The 17,947-nt window shown below is 73.6% G+C and carries 9 protein-coding genes; 4 read left to right on the top strand and 5 right to left on the bottom strand.

Features of this window, described 5'->3' with window-relative positions; genetic code table 11:
- Window positions 1–6 precede the first annotated feature (6 nt).
- From AC6EXY_RS03230 to AC6EXY_RS03220, 3 genes are read right to left on the bottom strand one after another with little or no spacing between them, the layout of a single operon-like run.
- Window positions 7–723, bottom strand: a complete 717-nt coding sequence (locus AC6EXY_RS03230) for a class I SAM-dependent methyltransferase (protein WP_101835503.1) — start codon at window positions 721–723, stop codon at window positions 7–9.
- Entirely contained in the window at window positions 720–2,042 is a 1,323-nt protein-coding gene (locus tag AC6EXY_RS03225) for a glycosyltransferase family 4 protein (RefSeq protein ID WP_423748167.1), read from the bottom strand. Before AC6EXY_RS03225 ends, AC6EXY_RS03230 begins: the two co-directional genes overlap by 4 nt.
- An 11-nt stretch (window positions 2,043–2,053) precedes the next feature.
- Window positions 2,054–3,037 (bottom strand): glycosyltransferase family 2 protein, encoded by a 984-nt coding sequence (locus AC6EXY_RS03220; protein WP_101835505.1) that lies wholly within the window; start codon window positions 3,035–3,037, stop codon window positions 2,054–2,056.
- Window positions 3,038–3,454: 417 nt separating this feature from the next.
- Between AC6EXY_RS03220 and AC6EXY_RS03215 the strand changes: the two genes are divergently transcribed.
- The 4 genes from AC6EXY_RS03215 (at window position 3,455) to AC6EXY_RS03200 (ending at window position 12,049) form a co-directional block, all read left to right on the top strand.
- A complete protein-coding gene (locus tag AC6EXY_RS03215; RefSeq protein ID WP_101835507.1) occupies window positions 3,455–4,129 on the top strand; it encodes an acyltransferase in 675 nt (224 codons plus the stop codon).
- Window positions 4,130–4,507: 378 nt separating this feature from the next.
- Window positions 4,508–6,595: a glycosyltransferase family 39 protein gene (locus tag AC6EXY_RS03210; protein WP_243408079.1), complete on the top strand. Its 2,088-nt coding sequence runs from the start codon at window positions 4,508–4,510 to the stop codon at window positions 6,593–6,595.
- 224 nt (window positions 6,596–6,819) lie between these two features.
- Window positions 6,820–10,197 (top strand): WD40 repeat domain-containing serine/threonine protein kinase, encoded by a 3,378-nt coding sequence (locus AC6EXY_RS03205; protein WP_499816659.1) that lies wholly within the window; start codon window positions 6,820–6,822, stop codon window positions 10,195–10,197.
- Window positions 10,198–10,576: 379 nt separating this feature from the next.
- The gene (locus tag AC6EXY_RS03200) at window positions 10,577–12,049 is read left to right on the top strand and encodes an HNH endonuclease signature motif containing protein (protein ID WP_499816658.1); all 1,473 of its coding nucleotides are present in this window, start codon (window positions 10,577–10,579) and stop codon (window positions 12,047–12,049) included.
- A 535-nt stretch (window positions 12,050–12,584) separates the two neighbouring features.
- Here AC6EXY_RS03200 and AC6EXY_RS03195 read toward each other — a convergent pair.
- Both AC6EXY_RS03195 and AC6EXY_RS03190 read right to left on the bottom strand, forming a co-directional pair.
- On the bottom strand, window positions 12,585–15,026 hold the full coding sequence (locus AC6EXY_RS03195; protein WP_499816657.1) for a class I SAM-dependent methyltransferase: 2,442 nt from the start codon (window positions 15,024–15,026) through the stop codon (window positions 12,585–12,587).
- On the bottom strand, window positions 15,023–17,611 hold the full coding sequence (locus AC6EXY_RS03190) for an HAD family hydrolase (protein WP_101830922.1): 2,589 nt from the start codon (window positions 17,609–17,611) through the stop codon (window positions 15,023–15,025). The genes AC6EXY_RS03195 and AC6EXY_RS03190 overlap by 4 nt, the downstream gene beginning before the upstream one ends.
- Between the last annotated feature and the right edge of the window lie 336 nt (window positions 17,612–17,947).

The following is a 17,947-nucleotide window of genomic DNA, read 5'->3' as shown; positions in this document are numbered from 1 at the left end:
CCGCGCTCAGCTCCCCCGCTTGCGGGCATGGGTCAGCACGACGCTGCCCCCGCTGCCCTCGGGCGCGCGCCGGTCGGCCAGCGCGATCGCCGGGGAGAGCACCGCCGCCGCGTTCCAGCCGGCCCGGCCGCCGCGGGCGGACAACGTCAGGTACAGCCGCTCGGCCCGCTCGCCGCGGAACATGTAGGACTGCCGGATGACGTCGAGGCCCGCCTTGTCGAGCAGCTCGGCGAGCCGCTCACCCGGGTAGGTGTGCTTGACGTGGTAGCGCTCCCGGTGCCGGTCGAACAGGTCCGGCCAGCTGCCGGCGCGGGTCAGCGCGTCCGCGGACATCACCAGGTCGCCCCCGGGGCGCAGCACCCGGGCCATCTCGGCGAGGGCGGCCGGGCCGTCGTCGAAGTGCTCGATCGCGCACACGGACATGACCACGTCGAAGCTGGTGTCCGCGAACGGCAGCGCCAGCGCGTCGCCCTCGACGAGACCGGGATGGCCGCGCAGCCGCCGGCCGAACTCCAGCTTGTGCCGGGCGAGGTCCAGGCAGACGGCGCGGGCGCCGCGCCGGGCCGCCTGGCCGGCCCAGTAGCCGTCGCCGCCGGCGACGTCGAGCAGGGTGCGCCCGGTGAGCTCGCCGGCCCACGACAGCAGCGTGCCGACCTCGCGGCGGCGCATCACGTGGATCTGGTGTCCCACGAAGGCGAGGGCATCGTCACGTACGGGGCTCACCGATCCGCCTTCCGTTCCCGCTGATACTGACTGGCCTCACTGGTGCTCACGGTTCCTGCCGACCCGGCCGTCCCCGCGGACGCGGGCGTTCCCGCTGGTGCGACGGTTCCCGCCGACTCGGCCATTCCTGCTGGTGCGGCCGTTCCCGCAGGTGCGGCCGTTCCCGCAGGTTCGCTGTTCGCGCTGGTGCTGACCGCCAGTCTGCCCGCCAGCGCGGCGAGTGTGACGTCCAGGTACCGCTGCCAGGTGCCGTGCACGTCCGGTGGCGCCACCTTCGCCCGCAGGTCGGCCAGCACGCCCGGCTCGTAGAGGCGGCGCAGGGCGGCGGCGAGGGCGGCGGCGTCGTCCGGCGGCACGAGCAGCCCGTCGACGCCGTCGCGGACGGAGGTGGCGAGCGTTCCCACGGTGGTCGCGACGACCGGCAGGCCGTGCAGACGGGCGAGGTCGACGTTCTGCGACGCCGTCCCCGCCCGGTACGGCAGCACCAGCGCGTCGGCGGCGGCGAACAGGGCGGGCACGTCGGCGGCGGCCACGTAGCCGGCCCGCAGGTCCACCCGCGCGCGCAGACCGAGCTCGTCGATCAGGCTGACGGTGGCCGCCTCGTCCCCCCAGAACTCCCCGGCCACGGTGAGGCCCACCTCCGCCGGCCCGCGAGCCAGCGCGCGCAGCAGCACGTCCAGTCCCTTGTACGGCCGGACCAGGCCGAAGAACAGCAGCCGCCGGCGCGTCCCGGCACCGTCCGCGTCGACCGCACCGGTGGTGGTCATGCTCGGCGCGGTCCACAGGTGTGGGGCCATCTCGGCGACGGTGACGGGCACCGGTGTGAGCCGGCCCGCGAGCTCCGCCTGCGCCGGGGTGTGCACCAGCACCGCGTCCACCCGCCGCAGCACCGCCCGCGTCAGCGGCTCGTCCACCGCCCGCCGCTCGTGCGGCAGCACGTTGTGGCAGAGCGCCAGCACCCGCGGCCGGGCACCGCGACCAGCGCGCAGCGCGGACAGGATCGACAGGTACGCCGGCGCCTGCACCGGCGTGACGACGACCAGCACCACCGCGTCCACCGTACGCCGCAGCCGCCGGCCGAGCCGCACCCAGCCGTCGGGGCGCCGCCAGGACAGCGGATAGCGGGTCGGCGCGTACGGCTCCATCTCGGGCTCGCTCACCCGCTGCACACCCGGGTAGAGCCGGGCCGGGTACTGGTCCGACCAGGACTCGATCACCACCTCGTGGCCGAGAGCGGCCAGCCGGTGGGCGAGTTCGGTGGTGTGCTGGGCGATGCCGCCCTTGTAGGGGTGGGTCGGGCCGACGATCGCGACACGCATCCGCGGGCGCCTCAGGTGTCGCTGCGCGAGCGCGCGACAAGGTCGCCGATCAGGGCGAGCACGACGATCTGGAAGCCGACGAGGATCGCGAGCAACGTCGACGTCGCCACGTGGAAGTCGTAGCGGACCAGGTCGACGATCAGCTTGACGAAGCCCAACCCCATGATCCACAGGGCCAGCGGCATGAGCACCTTGAGCGGGTCGAAGTACATCACCATCCGCAGGACCTGCAGGATGTAGCGCCGCGCGTCCCGGAACGGGTGGAACTTCGACGTCCCGGCCCGCTTGGCGTAGTCGATCGGGAGGTAGTCGACCGGGTGCTGGTTCGACAGGAACGACATCGTGATCGTCGTGACGCAGCTGAACCCGGGCGGCAGCAGCCGCAGGTACGGCAGGGAGACCTCCCGGCGGAAGGCGCGCAGGCCCGAGTTCAGGTCGGGGATCTTCATGCCGGACAGCCGCTGCGCGATCATCCGGATCAGCCACTTGGCCGGCACCCGGGCCCACTTGTGGGTGCCCTCCTCGGTGAGCCGGGCCCCGACGACCTGGTCGACGTCGAGGTTGTCGTCGAGGTAGCGGACGAACTCGGGGATCCGCTCGTTCGGGTAGGTCATGTCCGCGTCGGTCCAGACCACGATCTTGCCGCGGGCCTCCTGGGTACCGATCCGCCGCGCGGTACCCGAGCCGCCGTTGCGGCGGAACGGCATGATCCGCATCCGCGGGAAGCGGGGGGCCGCGTCGCGCAGGACGGCCAGGGTGCTGTCGGTCGACTTGTCGTCGATCGCGAGGATCTCGTAGGCGTACCCGCTGACGTCCATCGCGGCCGAGATGCGCTCCAGCTCGCGCACGACATGGTCCTGCTCGTTGTAACAGGGCAGCACGATGGTGACGTACGGGACGTCGGGCCCGGCCTCGGCACGGCCGTCGCCCGTCGCCGGCTGCGTCGGGGTGCCGCTCTGGGGCTGCTCGGGTGTGTGGATGGCGCTGACACTCACGTCGGTGTGGCTCCCGGTCGTCGTTCCCGCCGGTCGTCGTTCGACGGCGGTGGTCCGTTCCCGGCGGTGGTCGCCGCATGGGCGACGCTGCCGCCGCTGCTTCGGTGGCCCGACGTCGTCCCCACTCCGATCGCCGGCCCGTGGCGGTGGTCGTGCGGTCCGTCCCCACGGACCTGCTGTTCTAGGGTGGCACGCCCCGCCCGGTCGGACGACGACCGGTCCGTCCAGGCGCCCGATCGGCCGGGCTACCAGGCACGACACGCCATCACCGGGTGTGCGTGCGCGTGCGGGCCCGGTCGGGCACGCCACCGGCCGAGGCGGGCAAGGTGGGCAAGGCGCGGGCCGGGCCGCCGGGACGCCGGGACGCGGACCGGTGCCGGCCACGGGCCGGGCCACACCTGCGCCTACTGTTTGGTGGTGGCTGCGTTCAGAAGTGATCTACGGGAGTACGTCCGGCACGTCCGGGCGCTGCGGGCCGCCCGGGAGACCTCGGCCCGCGCTTTCGTCGCCGGGCTGCGCTACCCGCTGGCACACCGGCAGCCGATCTGGATCGGCTCGCCGACCGTCATCGAGGGCCGGGAGCGCATCGAGTTCACCGACGGCGCGGCGCTGCGGGTCGGGATGGGCGCGTTCGGGCTGTCGACGAAGCGGGACACGTCGATCATCCGGGTGCATCCCGAGGGCCGGCTGCGCTGCGAGGGCGTCGTCTCGCTGCAGCGGGGGGTACGGGTGGTTGTCGACTCCGGCGTGCTGGAACTCGCGCCCGGGGCGAACGTCAACGGTTTCGCCAAGATCCTCGTCCGGGAGCGGGTGTCGATCGGCGCCTACTGCAACGTCTCGTGGAACACTCAGCTGCTCGACAACGACTTCCACCCGATGGTCGTCGACGGTGTCGAACAGCCGATGAGCGGTCCGATCATCCTCGAGGACCGGGCGTGGATCGGCACGGGCTCGATCGTGCTCAAGGGCGTCACCGTCGGGGAGAGCGCGGTGGTCGCGGCGGGCTCGGTCGTGACCCGGGACGTGCCCCCGAAGGCCGTGGTCGCCGGCTCGCCCGCCAAGGTCGTCGGCCACATCGACTCCTGGCGCTGACCTGCGCGGGCACCCCCACCGTCAACAGGCGGGGGGTGTCCGTAACATGACAGCACCTTCGTCCGATGGGACTGTGCTGACTTGGGTGACTCCGTCGAATCCGGCGCGGCGGCCGCATCGTCCGCGTCGGCCGAACCGAACGCGGCGGACCGCCCCGCTCTCGCCGGTCAAGCTCCCGCCAGTCCCGCCAGTCCCGCCAGTCCCGCCAGTCCGGCCCCGTCCGGCCTGAGCTCGGCCGGCCCGGCCACGGCGGGGCGAGCCTCGTCCGACCCGGCTGCGGTTGCTCCGGCCCCGCCCGAACCAGCCACAGTGGGGCAGGCTCCATCCGAACCGACCACGGCTGGTCGGGCCTCGGCTGGTCTTGCCACCGGAGCGGCCGTGCCGCCGGTGATGGCCCGGTTCCGGCCATGGCGCATCGTGCGCTCCGCGCCAGCCGCCGTCTGGGTGATCACGCTGCTGTTCACCGCGGTGCTGACCAGCTGGTCGGTGATGATGCCGCAGTACCACGCACCGGACGAACCGAACCACGTCGACGCCGTCATGCGCCTCGTCGAGGGGCGCGGCTGGCCGCATCCCGGCCATGCCACGGTCACCAACGGCGGCGTCGGCGCGATCATGTCCGCACCCTACGGCTCCGCCCAGCAGCCGCGGGACCTGTCCGCCGGCCCGTTCACCGCCGCGCGGGCGCCCGACCGCGACGAGCGGCCCAGCTGGCAGACTCTGGAGAAGAGACGGAACCCGCCGGGCGATGTCCAGCAGCTCGTCCAGCACCCGCCGCTGTACTACTGGGTCAACGCGGTCATCCTCGAGGCGATCCCGGACGGCGGCACCCACCTGCGCTGGGATGAGATCATCGGCATCCTGCGCCTGGTCAGCGTGGCGATGGTCGCGCCGCTGCCGCTGCTGGCCTGGGCCGGCGCGCATCGCCTGTCCGACGGCAACCGGGTCGCGGGCATCTGCGCCGCGCTCGTCCCACTCGCCATCCCCGAGCTCTCCCACATCGGGTCGAGCGTCAACAACGACAACCTGCTCGTCCTGACCGCGGGCCTGGCCACCGTGGCGATCGTCTACGTGCTGCGCGGCGACACCTCCCTGCGCACGGCGGCGTGGACCGGCGCCTTCCTCGGCCTCGCGCTGATGACGAAGTCCCTGGCGATCGTGCTGGTGCCGATGGCGGTGCTGGCGTACCTCGTCGCCTGGTCCCGGGCCCGACGCGACGCCCGCCGGCTGCGCCGAGCCGCCGGCGCTTCCACCACCTCCGCCACGTCGAGCACCGCCGCTGCCGTCGGCGGCACCAGCCGCACCAGGGGTGCTGGTGGCGGCCTCACGGGCCTCGGCGGAACGAGCAACGGCGCCGCGGGGGGTGGCGAGGACGAGGGGAACAGCCCGTTCCGGCTCGCCGACGTCGGCCCGGCCGGTCCGTCCGCGGCCGCGCTGCGCGTCCCGTGGCGGCCCGTCGCGCTCGGCGGTGCCATCATGCTGGCGCTCGGCGGCTGGTGGTGGGTGGTCAACGTCGTACGCTGGGGAGCCTTCCAGCCGGAGACCCCCGGCTTCCCGCTCGGCCAGTACCTCGGCGACGACTGGGGTGCCTACACCGAACTGCTCATCAACGGGACGATCCTGCGCTGGTGGGGCTCGTTCGGCTGGTTCGAGGTCAATCTGACGACCGTCCCGGTGCGCACCGGGACCGCCCTGGTCATCACCTTCTTCGCGCTGGCACTGATCCGGGCCCGCAGCGGGCGCATCCGCGTGGACCTGCTGTTCCTGCTGTGGGTCACCTGGGGCCTGTTCGGGCTGATGACGCTGCAGTCGGCGAAGAACTTCGACAAGTACCTCCACGTCAGCGGCATCTCCGGGCGCTACCTGTACGCCGGGCTCGCCTCGCTCGCGATCGGGGTCGGGATGGGCGCGGCCACCACCGGTCGCTACCTGTCGCGGCTGATGCCCCTGCTGTTCCTGGCCGGTGCCGTCACCATGCAGGTCTGGTCGGTCATGATGGTGTTCCCGCGCTTCTGGCGGCCCGCCGGCGGCGATCTCGGGGACGCCTGGACCGACATGGCCGCGTGGTCCCCCTGGCCCGAATCCGCGCTGGTGACGATGGCCGTCGCGGTATGCGTGCTCGCCGTGGCGACCCTGGGCGTCTGCCTGTGGGTGCTCGTCGTCGGCGACGGTGAGCGCCGCCCGCCGCGGCGCGGTCGGCGTGCCGTCCGTGCCGCGGGCCCACAGCCGGGCGGCCTGCCGCGCGCGGACGCCGACCCGCCGGCGCGGACGCGACTCGACCCGCCGACACACGCCTCGTCGGGCGACCGTCCCGGCCAGCTCCGGAAGGCTCCGCTGGGGTCCGGCCGCCCGCGGCGGCGGGAGGCGGGCGCGCGGCGTGACGCGTCCCGCGGCACGGGCGGATCCGCCGATCTGCGTCCGATCGCCAGTCTCGGCGGCGGTACCGCCACGGACCCGGCGGAGTAGCGAACGGCGACATTGCGTCGATATCCACGGCGCAGCATGCGCACTCCCGCGCGTGGCGGCAGACTTACCTCGATCCTGGACCCGGGCGGTTGACCGCGAGGCCGCCAGCCGCCGGGGCCGTCGCACCATGAGATGGTGATCGTGCGTCCGGTGTCCGCCTGGTCGACCGTCTCAGCTCGGGGGGAATCGTGCGCCGCAAGCGGGAGACGGGCAGGGCGCGGGCGATGACGCCCCCGCCCACCTCGCCGCCCGCCCCCCAGCCGGATCCGCCTGCCGATCCGAGCATCGCGTCCGCCGACTCGGCCGGCTCCACCGACTCCGCTGCCGGCCTCCTGTCCACCGCGAGGCCCAACCCGTCCGGCGCGCCCGAGGCGACCGGCTCGGCCTCCTCGGACCCCGCGGCCGCGGGTGTCGGCTCCGGGTCGGCCGGAGCCGCGCCAGGCATCATCGGGCCCGCGCCCACCGGGGCGGCCGGCGTGGCGCAGGTCGTCGCCCAGGTCGCCGCGGGCGTGGTACCAGCACCGCCGGGGCCCGTGGAGCCCGGGGCCGGCGGCGGGGAGCCGTCGGCGGCCAGCAGCGGTGGGGAGCCGTCGGGTGCCGGCGGCACCACCGCCCGGGTGACCTCACCGCCCTGGGCGGGCCGTTCTCGTCCGGGTGGGCCCACCACCCCGGTCGGGTGGTCGGGATCGACGGGCGGTACCCGGCCCGGCGGTACCGGGCCCGGCGGGCCCATCGCCCCGCTCGAACGCGACGATCCGATCGACCTCGACCGGGTCGAGTTGCTGGGCCGGCTCGGCGAGGGCGGCATGGGCACCGTCTTCCTCGGCCGGGGCCGGCCGAACGCACCCGGGTACGCGGGCCGACTCGTCGCGGCCAAGGTCATCCGGCCGGATCTGGCGCGGGTGTCCGAGTTCCGGGCCCGGTTTCGGCGGGAGGCGGACATCGCCCGCCGTGTCGCCCGGTTCTGCACGGCCGAGGTCCTCGATGTCGTCGACCCGCCCGACGGCCTGCCCTACCTGGTCACCGAGTACATTGACGGACTCACCCTCGCCCAGAGCGTGGCCACGGAGGGCCCGCTGCGCTCGGCCGACCTGGAACGCCTGGCGGTGAGCGTCGCGGCGGCGCTGACCTCCATCCACGGCGCGGGCATGGTGCACCGGGACCTCAAGCCGTCGAACGTGCTGCTGTCGTCCCTCGGTCCCCGGGTGATCGACTTCGGGATCGCGCGGGCACTGGACGCCCAGACGATGCTCAGCCAGGAGATCCAGAGGATCGGGACGCCGGCGTTCATGGCCCCCGAGCAGGCCAACGGCGAGCCGGTCACGGCGGCTGCGGATGTGTTCGCCTGGGGCGGGCTCGTCACCTACGCGGGCACCGGTTCGTTCCCGTTCGGTGACGGCCCGACGCCGGTGCAGCTTTACCGGGTCGTGCACCGGGAGCCGCTGCTCGACGGGCTGGATCCGGCGCTGCGCCCGATCGTCGAGGAGGCGATGCGCAAGGACCCGGCCGCCCGGCCGAGCGCGCAGGAGCTGTTCCTGCGGCTGGTGGGGATGGGGCCGTCGACGCATCCCGATCCGGATCTCACCCGCGTCCTGCACTCGTCGGTCCCGATCGCGACGCCACCTCAGCGCACCGACACCGGCGCAGGGCCGAGCGACCCGGGTAGACCCGGGCGGGCCGCGTCCACCGGTGCCGCCCCGGCTCCCGGGGATCGCGCCAGCGGAACCCCACGCCCGCACGCGCGGGCGTGGCCCGGCCCGGACGCCGGTCAGGCAGCCGTCCAGTCCGGGCCCGGCGCCGCCGGGCGACCCCACACCGGCGGCACCGGTTCCAGCCCAGATCACGGCAGTGGCTCAGGTGACGTCGATGGTGTGGGCGGCGGATACGCCACGCGCACCGGCCCCCGACCCAGCGCCGGCGCCGGCGCCGGCCAGGCGAGCGGCACCGGCCGCGAGGTCGCCCACGACGCGGCTGGACCCGCGGCCTGGCCGGATTCCGCCGGCAGCGCCGGATTCGCCGATCCCACGCGATCCGCCGAGTCAGCACGATCCGTCCACTCCGCCCACTCCGCCCGAATCGCCGACTCGGCCAGGTTCACCGACTCCGCGGGAATCGCCGGCTCAGAGAGGTTCGCCGACTCACCGAGGCTCGCCCATCCCGCCGGGCCCGCCGATCGCACCGGCTTCGCCGATCCCGCCGGGTTCGCCATGCCCGGCACGCTGGGCGCCGCCGCCGGGGGCGATGGCTCCGGGGGAACCGCGGTGGGCGTCGGACCCGCCCCGACTGAACCAGCGACGCGACCACACCGGCGGTGGAGCCGGCGGCGTGTCGCGCTGCTCGCCGCCCCGGTGCTCGCGGTGCTGCTCATCACCGCGCTCGTCCCACTCGCGCTGACGTCCGGTGGCGACGTGCGACCCAGCCGGCAGGAGACGGCGGCGCGAGTGGCACTCGCCGCGGAGGCGGTGCGCAACTCCGACGCCGACCTGGCCGCCCGGCTGTCGCTGGCCGCCTACCGGATCAGCCCGGTGCGCGAGGCACGGGCCGCGCTGCGCACGTCGTTCGCGTCGGCGACGGCGACTGTGCTGCCCGGCCATACCGCGTCCGCGCTCGGTGTCGACATCAGCCCGAACGGCCGGCTGCTCGCCTCCACCGGTGCCGACGACCTCGTTGCGCTGTGGAGCATCGCCGACCGCGCGCATCCGGAGCGGCTCGCGACCCTCAACGCGCACCACTCCTGGGTCCTCGACGCCGCGTTCAGCCCGGACAACCGGCTGCTGGCGACGGTCAGCTACGACCGGTCGGCCATCCTGTGGGACGTCAGCGATCCGCGCCACCCCGTCCAGCTGTCTGTCATCCTCGGCCATGACGGCTGGGTGCTCGACGCCGCGTTCAGCCCGGACGGCCGGATCCTCGCCACCTCCGGCTACGACAACACGGCGCGGTTGTGGGACGTCACCGATCCGCGCCGTCCCCGCGAGCTGTCGGTGCTCGACCGGCACACCAGCTGGGTCAACGAGGTCGCCTTCAGCCCCGACGGACGTCTGCTGGCAACCGCCAGCGCGGATCGCACCGCTCGGCTGTGGGACGTCGCCGATCCACGTCACCCGCGTCCGCTCGCCGCCATCACAGCGCACACGGACTACGTCTGGACGGTGGCGTTCAGCCCGGACGGTCGGCGGCTGGCCACCGGCGGGTACGACGGCACGGCACGGCTGTGGGACATCGCCGATCCGTCCCGCCCCAAGGCCGTGGCATCGTTCCCCGCTGACGAGAAGTGGGTCTTCGACCTGGCCTTCAGCCCGGACGGCCGGACGCTGGCCACCGCCGGCTGGGACACGACCGTGCACCTGTGGGACGTCAGCGGCCCCGGCCGCCCACCGTCCATCGGCACGATCAACGGGCACGGCGACTGGATCCAGGCCGTCGACTGGACACCGGACGGCTCCGGCATCGCCACCGCGAGTGACGACTACACCGTCCGGATCAGCCGCGTCGACGACGCCAGCCTGATCGCCGCCGCCTGCGCCGACCCGTCGAAGGAGATCAGTGCCGCGGAGTGGCGGCGTTACATCTCGGACGTCCCATACCAGCCCGTCTGCTAGCGCACCCCCTGGCGCCCACTCGTCTGTCGGGGGCCGGAGCCTCCCGGCGAGGTCGAGTCCAGCACCGTACCCCGCGCGAGCGGGCGGGACGTGTTCCCGTCGACCCAGGGCTCCCGTCCAGGGCTCACGACCGCCTTGTCCACAGCCCGGCGGGCCTGCCTCAACTATCCACAGATTCAAACATGCGTTCGACAGTCCGAGGTTCCCGCCCTACTTTCGGTCCATGGTCATTCACGCGCCGAGCGGCGAGAGTTCCAGCCCCACAGCGCATCCTCCCGACCCACCCGAACCCCTCGATCCGTGCGACCTTCTCGGTCCCCCCGAACCACCCGGCGGGGGCCTGCCCAGGCCGTCCGCGCCCGATTCGCGTGCGGGGGATATGGCGAGCCGGTTGGCGGTGATCTGCGAACAGATCGAGGGCCTGCTCACCGACGCCGCCTGGAAACTGTCCGACGGCGACCTCGACGCGCTGCTGGAGGGTATCGGCCGGCTGGGCGGGCCGGTGGCCGCCGTCAACAACCGGTTGATCACCGAGGCTGTCGACCGGAATCTGGCTCCCCGCCTCGGGGCCACCGACATCGGCAGTCTTCTTCGCGACCGGCTGGCCCTGACCGGCCGCGAGGCCCGGCGGCAGGTCTCGCTGGCCCAGGCCGTCGCCGACGGCCCCTGCCAGGCCACCGGGGAGGCACTCGCCGACGGAGAGATCACCGTCGAGCACGCGCATGTCATCCGCGCCGCCCTCGCCGCCCTTCCGAAGGACGTCACCCCCGACGAGCGGACCCGCGCCGAACAGACCCTGCTTCACAACGCCCGAGCCTTCGATGCCTACGCGCTGGTCAAACTCGCCGCCCGTATCCGCGAGCACCTCACCCGCGTCGACACGTCCCCCGGCGGCGATCCGGACGCTGACAACCATCGCGGCCGCCCCGGCGACCCCTCGGACGACGACAACCCCAGTTCCCCCGGCAGCCACGCCAAGGGCGACGACGGCGGGGGCGACAACCAGAGCGACGCCTCGGCCGAGGCGGACACCGACACCGACACCGGCACCGACGGCAACGGGACGTGCGGACTGGGACACGGCGACGAGGACCAACGGCCCTCCCCCGACCCCGCCGCCATCCGCCGGCTCTCCCTCATCGACACGCCTGAGGGCACCACCCTGGTCAGTGGGGAGCTCGACGCGGAGGGCGCCGCGCTCCTGCGCACCGCCCTCGACCGGCTCTCCGCACCCCGCCCCGCCGCGGACGGCACCCCCGACGTCCGCAGCCCCGCCCGCCGCCGCGCCGACGCACTGATCGAACTCGTCGCCCGAGCCCTGACCGCCGCCGCCGTACCCACCAGCGGAGGCGTCCGCCCTCACCTCAGCGTCCACGTCTCCTGGGAGACCCTGGTCACGAGCGGCCTCGACGCCGCCATCACCGACTGGGGGCTTCCCCTCCCCCGCGGAGTCCTCACCCGGCTCTCCTGCGACGCCGAGATCAGCAGAATCATCCTCGACGCCCACGGCGTGCCTCTCGACATCGGACAATCCAGCCGCGTCGTCCCGTCGCAACTACGCCGCGCTCTCACCGCGCGCGACCATGGGTGCACCTATCCCGGATGCGACACCCCACCGCAGTGGTGTGACGCGCACCATATTCGGCACTGGACGCACGGAGGTCCGACGGCCCTCCCCAACCTCGTCCTCCTCTGCGGTCCGCACCACCGCCAGGTCCACCACGACAAGTGGCAGATCACCGTGGAGGACGATGGCCACCCCTCCTACATCCCGCCCCCGCACATCGACCCCCACCGGCGCCCCCGCCGCAACCCCTACAGTCACCCCCCGCCCTCCTTCGGCATGCCATAGCCGAAGCGTCAACGAGGAATGGCTCGCGCGCGGCGAAACCGCTCCTCCAGCGCTCCACGGAGACCCGCGCACGGGGCAGATCAGCGGACCTGACGGGCAAGGGCAGGCACCGCCCGCAGGCGCGGGGCGGGGCGGTCGCCAGTGGTCGCACGCCAGTGGTCGCACGCCGCTCACCCCAGCCACATGCCGGCAACCGCACGCCGCTCTGCCCGGCCGCACGCGGACAACCGCAGGCCACATACTCCGGCCACAAGTCGGCAGCCACAGGCCGCACACCCCGGCCACCTGCCGACAGCCGCATGCCAGGGCTGCGGACAGTAGCCGCATTCCGTCGCGTGCCAGGAGCGGCATGCGCGGGTAGCGGCGGAGACCGGCGCCCACGTCGCGACGACCTACGCCCACCACCTGGTGTCCGGTCCACCCGAACACCACACCCGCCCAGACCCATCCCAGCCTTACGCCGCACGCGGATGTTCAGCGGACCCCAGTGCCTGGGCGAGCAGCCATGCCACCCGGGCGCCCGGCACACCCGGAGTCATGGCCGTCTGGGCGTGTCCCGGCCAGGCAGTGAGGAGGACGAGCGGCGGCGCAGGGCGGGGAGGGCCTGGCCGCCGTCAGTGATGCGCGTCTGGACCCGGGTCAGGCGTTCCTGCCCGGCCGGGCCCAGGCGAGCTCGCAGCGCGGAGCCAGCGAGACGGGCGACCTGGGCGAGGCGCGGGGCGTCGGCGTCCACCGTGGCGCGGCCCCGGGTGGCTGACCGCTCCCGGTCGGCCTCGCGGCGGCGCGCTTCGGCAAGCTCCTGTTCGAGTTCGGCGATGCGGGCCAGTTGCTCCAGGTCGACCGCGGCGAGACGGCTGCGCTCGTCGTCCAGCCGGGACCACTCCCGCTGCCGGGCGCGGGCGACGGCCGCCGCGGAGTCCTGCAGCCGCAGCACATGCAGGTAGAGGTCGATGCGGTTGCGCTCCAGCCGGGACAACAACCGGTTCGACACCCAGGGGGTGAGCAGGTCCGCGATGCGGCGGGCCCACGGCGCTCGACGGTCGACAACGACTCCGAGGCCGAAGATCGGGGCGACCGTGAAGAAGCGCAGCTCCGGCTGGCCCGCGATGAAGTCCTCGATGGCGGTACGCACGCCGTTGCGCGGCCCGCCCTCGGTCAGCGCCCAGGCGAAGGCCCCCATCCCGCGGAAGCCGCCGCGCACCACCCCGGAGTTGTCGATCTCGACGCCGATGTCCCACGAGTGGGGCTGGCGGTCGTCCTCGGGGATCCGGTCGGGAGCGTAGTACTGGTCGCGCCGGCCGGCCGGCCAGCCGACGTCATGCAGGATCACCATCGGGAAGTAAGATCGGCCGAACCGCTCAACCGCCTCGGCGATGGCGCTCAGCTCGCCGCTCACCGTGGCGTAGTTGTGGTCACCGTCGATCAGGTAGGCGTCGGTCGGGGCATGGCCGTCCAGGGCCTGCGGGCTGTAGCCACGGATGACCTGAACATCGAGCCCGCCGCCCGAGGCCGGCTCCACTCCCGGCTCCGGGTCGACGACCAGCAGCCGGCCGCCCCCACCTCGACGGAGCAGATCGACGAGCAGCGAGGTGGTGACCCCGCTCTCCGAGCCGATCTCGGCCACGCTGCGGGCGCCCGACGCCTCGATCAACGGCACCCAGATCTCGCGAAGATCGGCCAGCGAGTGCAGCAGTAACGGGGCGAGCGTGGACGTGGCGGCCTCTTCAACCTCCACCGCGTGATCATCCTGGCGGACCAGCCCGCCGCCGACCACCGCACCGGGCGCGGGGTCGCCCACCGCCGGCCCGCTTGTCACCGACCCGCTCGGGGCGAATCCACCTGCGGCGGGACCCTCGGGTACCGGCGTGTTCACGGGCGCCGCCGCCTGGGCAGACGATCCGCTCGTCGCGGGGCCATCCGTCGCGGGCCCGCCGGAGACGGCGAGGTCAGCCGCGGCGGCGGCCGCCAACTCGGCGAAACTGTCCCGGACCTCGCCGTCCCGGGTGGAGCTGCCCCACGGCTCACCATCCCGAGCCGAGCCGCCCCGCCCATCACCATCCCGAGCCGAGCCGCCCCGCCCATCACCATCCCGGGCCGAGCTCTCCCACGGCTCCCCGTCTCGGGGGGAACTGCCCCATACCCCGCCTGGGCGGACTGTGCCGTCCCACGCCTTGCCCGCGTGGGCCTCGCTCTCCTGGGCCCTGGACTGGTCCTCGGGCTCCAGTCCGCTCCCGCTCGCGGCGCTGTCACGGCCGGGGGGAACGCTGGCCCCCCACGCGTCGGCCCCGAACCGCGAGCCGAAATCGACCCGCCCATCGCTGGCGCCAGGACCAAGCGGAGCGTCGGATTCACGCGAGGCGACGTCTATCGGACCAAGGGGCCCGGGAAAGACGACCCTCGTGGCGATGTCCTCACCGTCGCCTTGCTCGTCGCGGTCCGGACCGCCCACAGCCTGGGCAGGGTCGCCAGCGGTCTTCGCCGCACCGCGATCGGTCCGGTCCGTATCGCCGGACGGGTCCGTATCGCCGGACGGGTCCGTATCGGCCGCGGTCGGGCCACCGAAGCCGGCAACCGGACCGGGGTAGGCGGCGGAGGAGCCCCGCTGGACGGCGGCCTCCAGGTAGGAGGTTGTGTCCAGGCGGGTGGTCGTGTCCAGGCCCTCTCGCAGTGCGTCCTCAGCGGCGGCGCGGGCCGCGGCGACGGCGGCCGCGGCGGCGAACGGCCGGGCACCCGCCGTGCGGGTCGAGGGGTCCTCGTCCGGGCGGGGCGACGCAGCCGCCGGCCGACCCGTGCCGCTGCGGACCTCGAACGGGCCGCGCGCCATCGACTCGCCCCCCGAGCCGCCAGCCTGGTGGCTCTGGAAGGCGCCTCGCACGGGGAGACTCCCGCCGGGCTCGGTGGTGCCACGACCGTCCGGCGCGACACCCTCGGCGTCCGACCCATCACGATCAGCGACAGGGTCCGCCTCTTCGGTCACCGCAGCCCTCCCAGCTCCCGCCGGATCTTGCGGGCCGCCCGGACCGGCAACCCATCGCGGATCGCACCCTCGTCGGGCAGGGACAGCGGATCGCCCCGGATCCCCATCCAGCCGAAGGCCATCTCGACATCGAGAGCGTAGACCCCGGCCAGCTGTGGCTGCGAGGCCAGATCGATCGTGTAGATGAACTGCGGGTCGTCGCCGACGATCTCGACCAGGTTCGGCTGGAGAAGCCGCAGGCCAAGCAGGGCAAGCTGCTGGGCCGGGTCGTCCAGGGAGGTGATGGTCACCTTGTACGGCTCGGCCATGTTGTTCACGTGGAAGGAGATCGTCAGCCAGTCGAGCCGTAGCAGGCCGCGCCGGCCAGCCGGGTCGATGCGGACGCGCCGCGCTCCGACCGCCTCCAGGCTGAGCCGGACCAGGGACAGCCCGTCGCGGGCCGAGCGGGTGACCACGGTCTCCTTCGGCCCGTTGACGAAGTCGGCGCCGGTGTCGACGTACACCTCGACCGGTCCGGCGGCGGCCTCGGGCGAGACCTCCTCGGTCGGCACCCCGGCGGCGGCGGCGAGCCCGCTGATGACGGCCAGCGGGCGGTTGGCCACTCCGGCGACGCCGGCCGGCCAGTACAGCTCCCGCATGGAGATCCGGTCGATGTCCGCGGGCGTCAGGTACGGCATGCGGCGCACGAGCTCGGGCGGCAGCAGGCCCTCGGTGGCGTCCGAGCCGAAGTTGTCGTCGTGGGCCCAGGAGCCGAACGCGGCGGCTTCGGCGGCGGTCGGCCGGGCGACGAACCGGGTCAGCGTGCGCAGCCCGGCGCGCCGTGCACCGGCGGCGGCCAGCGACGGCATCGGCGTCTCCGAGCGGCGGTAGCGCAGCCACTCCCGCTGGAACGCCATGATGCCGTCCTGCACGGCGGCCCGCTGGGCGACCTGGGTGCGCGAGGTCCGGTCGATGCTGAGCACCGGGTTGCTCATCTCGTCGAAGGAGACGAGCGAGCCGACGTCGGGCATGCACAGCTGCTCGAGCACCTCGGGGCTGCGCATGAGCTGGCCCGCCATGGTCTCCGGCTGGCCGCCGGAGGCGACATAGCCCTCGAGCTCAAGGCCGTTGAGACGATGGGTCATCGCGGCCTGGTTCGTCGCCAGGTACAGGCCCAGAATCTCCAGCCTGCGGCCGGTGGAGGCGAGCAGCCGGGTCATCAGGACCTGGATCGTGCCGCCCCAGCCCAGGTCGCACAGGACGATCCGGCCCGTCTCGGGCAGCTGGCCGTCGAGGTAGCGCACGTAGCGCTCGCGCAGCCTGGTGGCGGTGAGCACGATCTCGCTGCGGATCCGCTCGTCCGAGCAGAGTGCCTCGAGTGTGTCGTCGAGCAGGCCTGGCACGTCCAGTCGGCGGTCGGCGAGCGCGGAGATGCCGGCGACGTTCTCCAGCCGGACGCCGAGCTGGCGCAGCAGCTGGCCGACGCTGGGCGCGTGCCGGCGGACGAGGAAGCTCTTCAGCTCGTCGGGGCTGCCCTCGAAGACGTTCGAAAGGGCACACACCTGCCGGGACGCCCACAGGGTGGAGGTGGTGACACCGATGTCCTCCCCCGGGTCGACGAGCAGCCGGGACAGGAAGTCGCCCTCGCGCATCAGGCAGTGGATGTGGTCGGCGCCGAAGTCCCGGGCCCGCTCGACCGCCCACTCACCGAAGCCGGCGAAGACCGGGCCGAACACGGTGGCCCCGGTCTCCCAGTACCGCCGCAGTCCGGCGGGCACGGCGGCGGCGTCGGCGCGGTGCAGCACCCGGGCCCGCAGCGCGGTCATGCCGTAGTCACCGTCGACGGGGTCGATCGGCAGGTCGTCGCTGGGGGCGTTGCGCAGGCCCTCCAGGTCGAGGGTCCTGCGCAGCGCACCGGCGTACTTGGGGTAGTGGATGGCGACGAACCCGTGCTCGCGGGCGCCCTCCACGTCGGCGACGGGATGGTCACCGAGATGGACGACCCGGGAGGGCTGCAGGTTGGACGCCGCCAGCATGTGCCGGAACAGTCCGTCGCTCTTCGACGTGCCCGCGTCGGACGAGGTGAAGATCCGGGTGAACTGGACGCCGGCGAGCTCCGGCCGGTTCAGCAGCCGCTCGAGCTGGCTCGCGGAGAAGTACGTGTCCGACAGCAGGTACACGGGTAGACCGAGCTTGGTCATGGCGAGCTCGGCGAGCTCCACCACCGCGAGGTCCGCCCGGCACAGCTCCCGCTCGACGGCGACCTCGGCGTCGAGCAGGTCCTGCACGCCGGCGGTGCCCGGCAGCGCGGGCAGCAGTGTCTGCCAGATCTCGTCGAGACGCACCTCGTACGTGCCGCGGGTGTCGTGGGCGTGCATCCGAGCGACGTGCTCGGCGTGCGTCCGCAGCCGGGCGAACTCGCCGGGGGAGACGCTCGCCGGCAGGTGCCCGGCGTCGGCGAGGCGGTGGCCGAGCAGCACGAACGCATGGGTGGGCTCGGGGACCATGCGCCACAGCAGGGTGTCGAAAACGTCGAGAGTCAGGGCCTGTGCCCCGCCCGACTCCAGATGCGACCACACTTCGCGTAGTCGGACGTCGGTGAACACGGCCGTCCTCTCCATGCGGCCGTCGGTGGCCGCCTCCGCCGGGTCGGCCCCGACGGCTCGCCAAACGCCGGGAATCCCGCGCGGCATCGGCCGGCCGAAGCCAGTTGGACGGGTCGATACTATGAACCCCGCTCCGGACGCCAACCACCGGACCATTGGTCAACACCGGAGCATCACGCCGGCGAACACACCATGACGCAGAGCATCCCGACTCGGGCAGGCCTCGAACCGAGGCGGCGTCACCCTGGAGTCGTGCGCACGGTAGCGTCACGATTGTGACGAGAAGCGGGCCGGGCCGTCACCGCGCACCACAGGCCGTTCACCGGCGGCGGGCCA

It is taken from the genome of Frankia sp. RB5, assembly GCF_059816245.1.
The sequence above is the reverse complement of the archived record's forward strand: the minus strand, read 5'-3'. Positions and strand labels throughout refer to the sequence as shown.

Bases quoted from the DNA above. Each gene is read 5' to 3' on its own strand.
- AC6EXY_RS03225 (WP_423748167.1), bottom strand. From the start codon at position 2,042: ATGCGTGTCGCGATCGTCGGCCCGACCCACCCCTACAAGGGCGGCATC.
- AC6EXY_RS03205 (WP_499816659.1), top strand. From the start codon at position 6,820: ATGACGCCCCCGCCCACCTCGCCGCCCGCCCCCCAGCCGGATCCGCCT.
- AC6EXY_RS03200 (WP_499816658.1), top strand. From the start codon at position 10,577: ATGGCGAGCCGGTTGGCGGTGATCTGCGAACAGATCGAGGGCCTGCTC.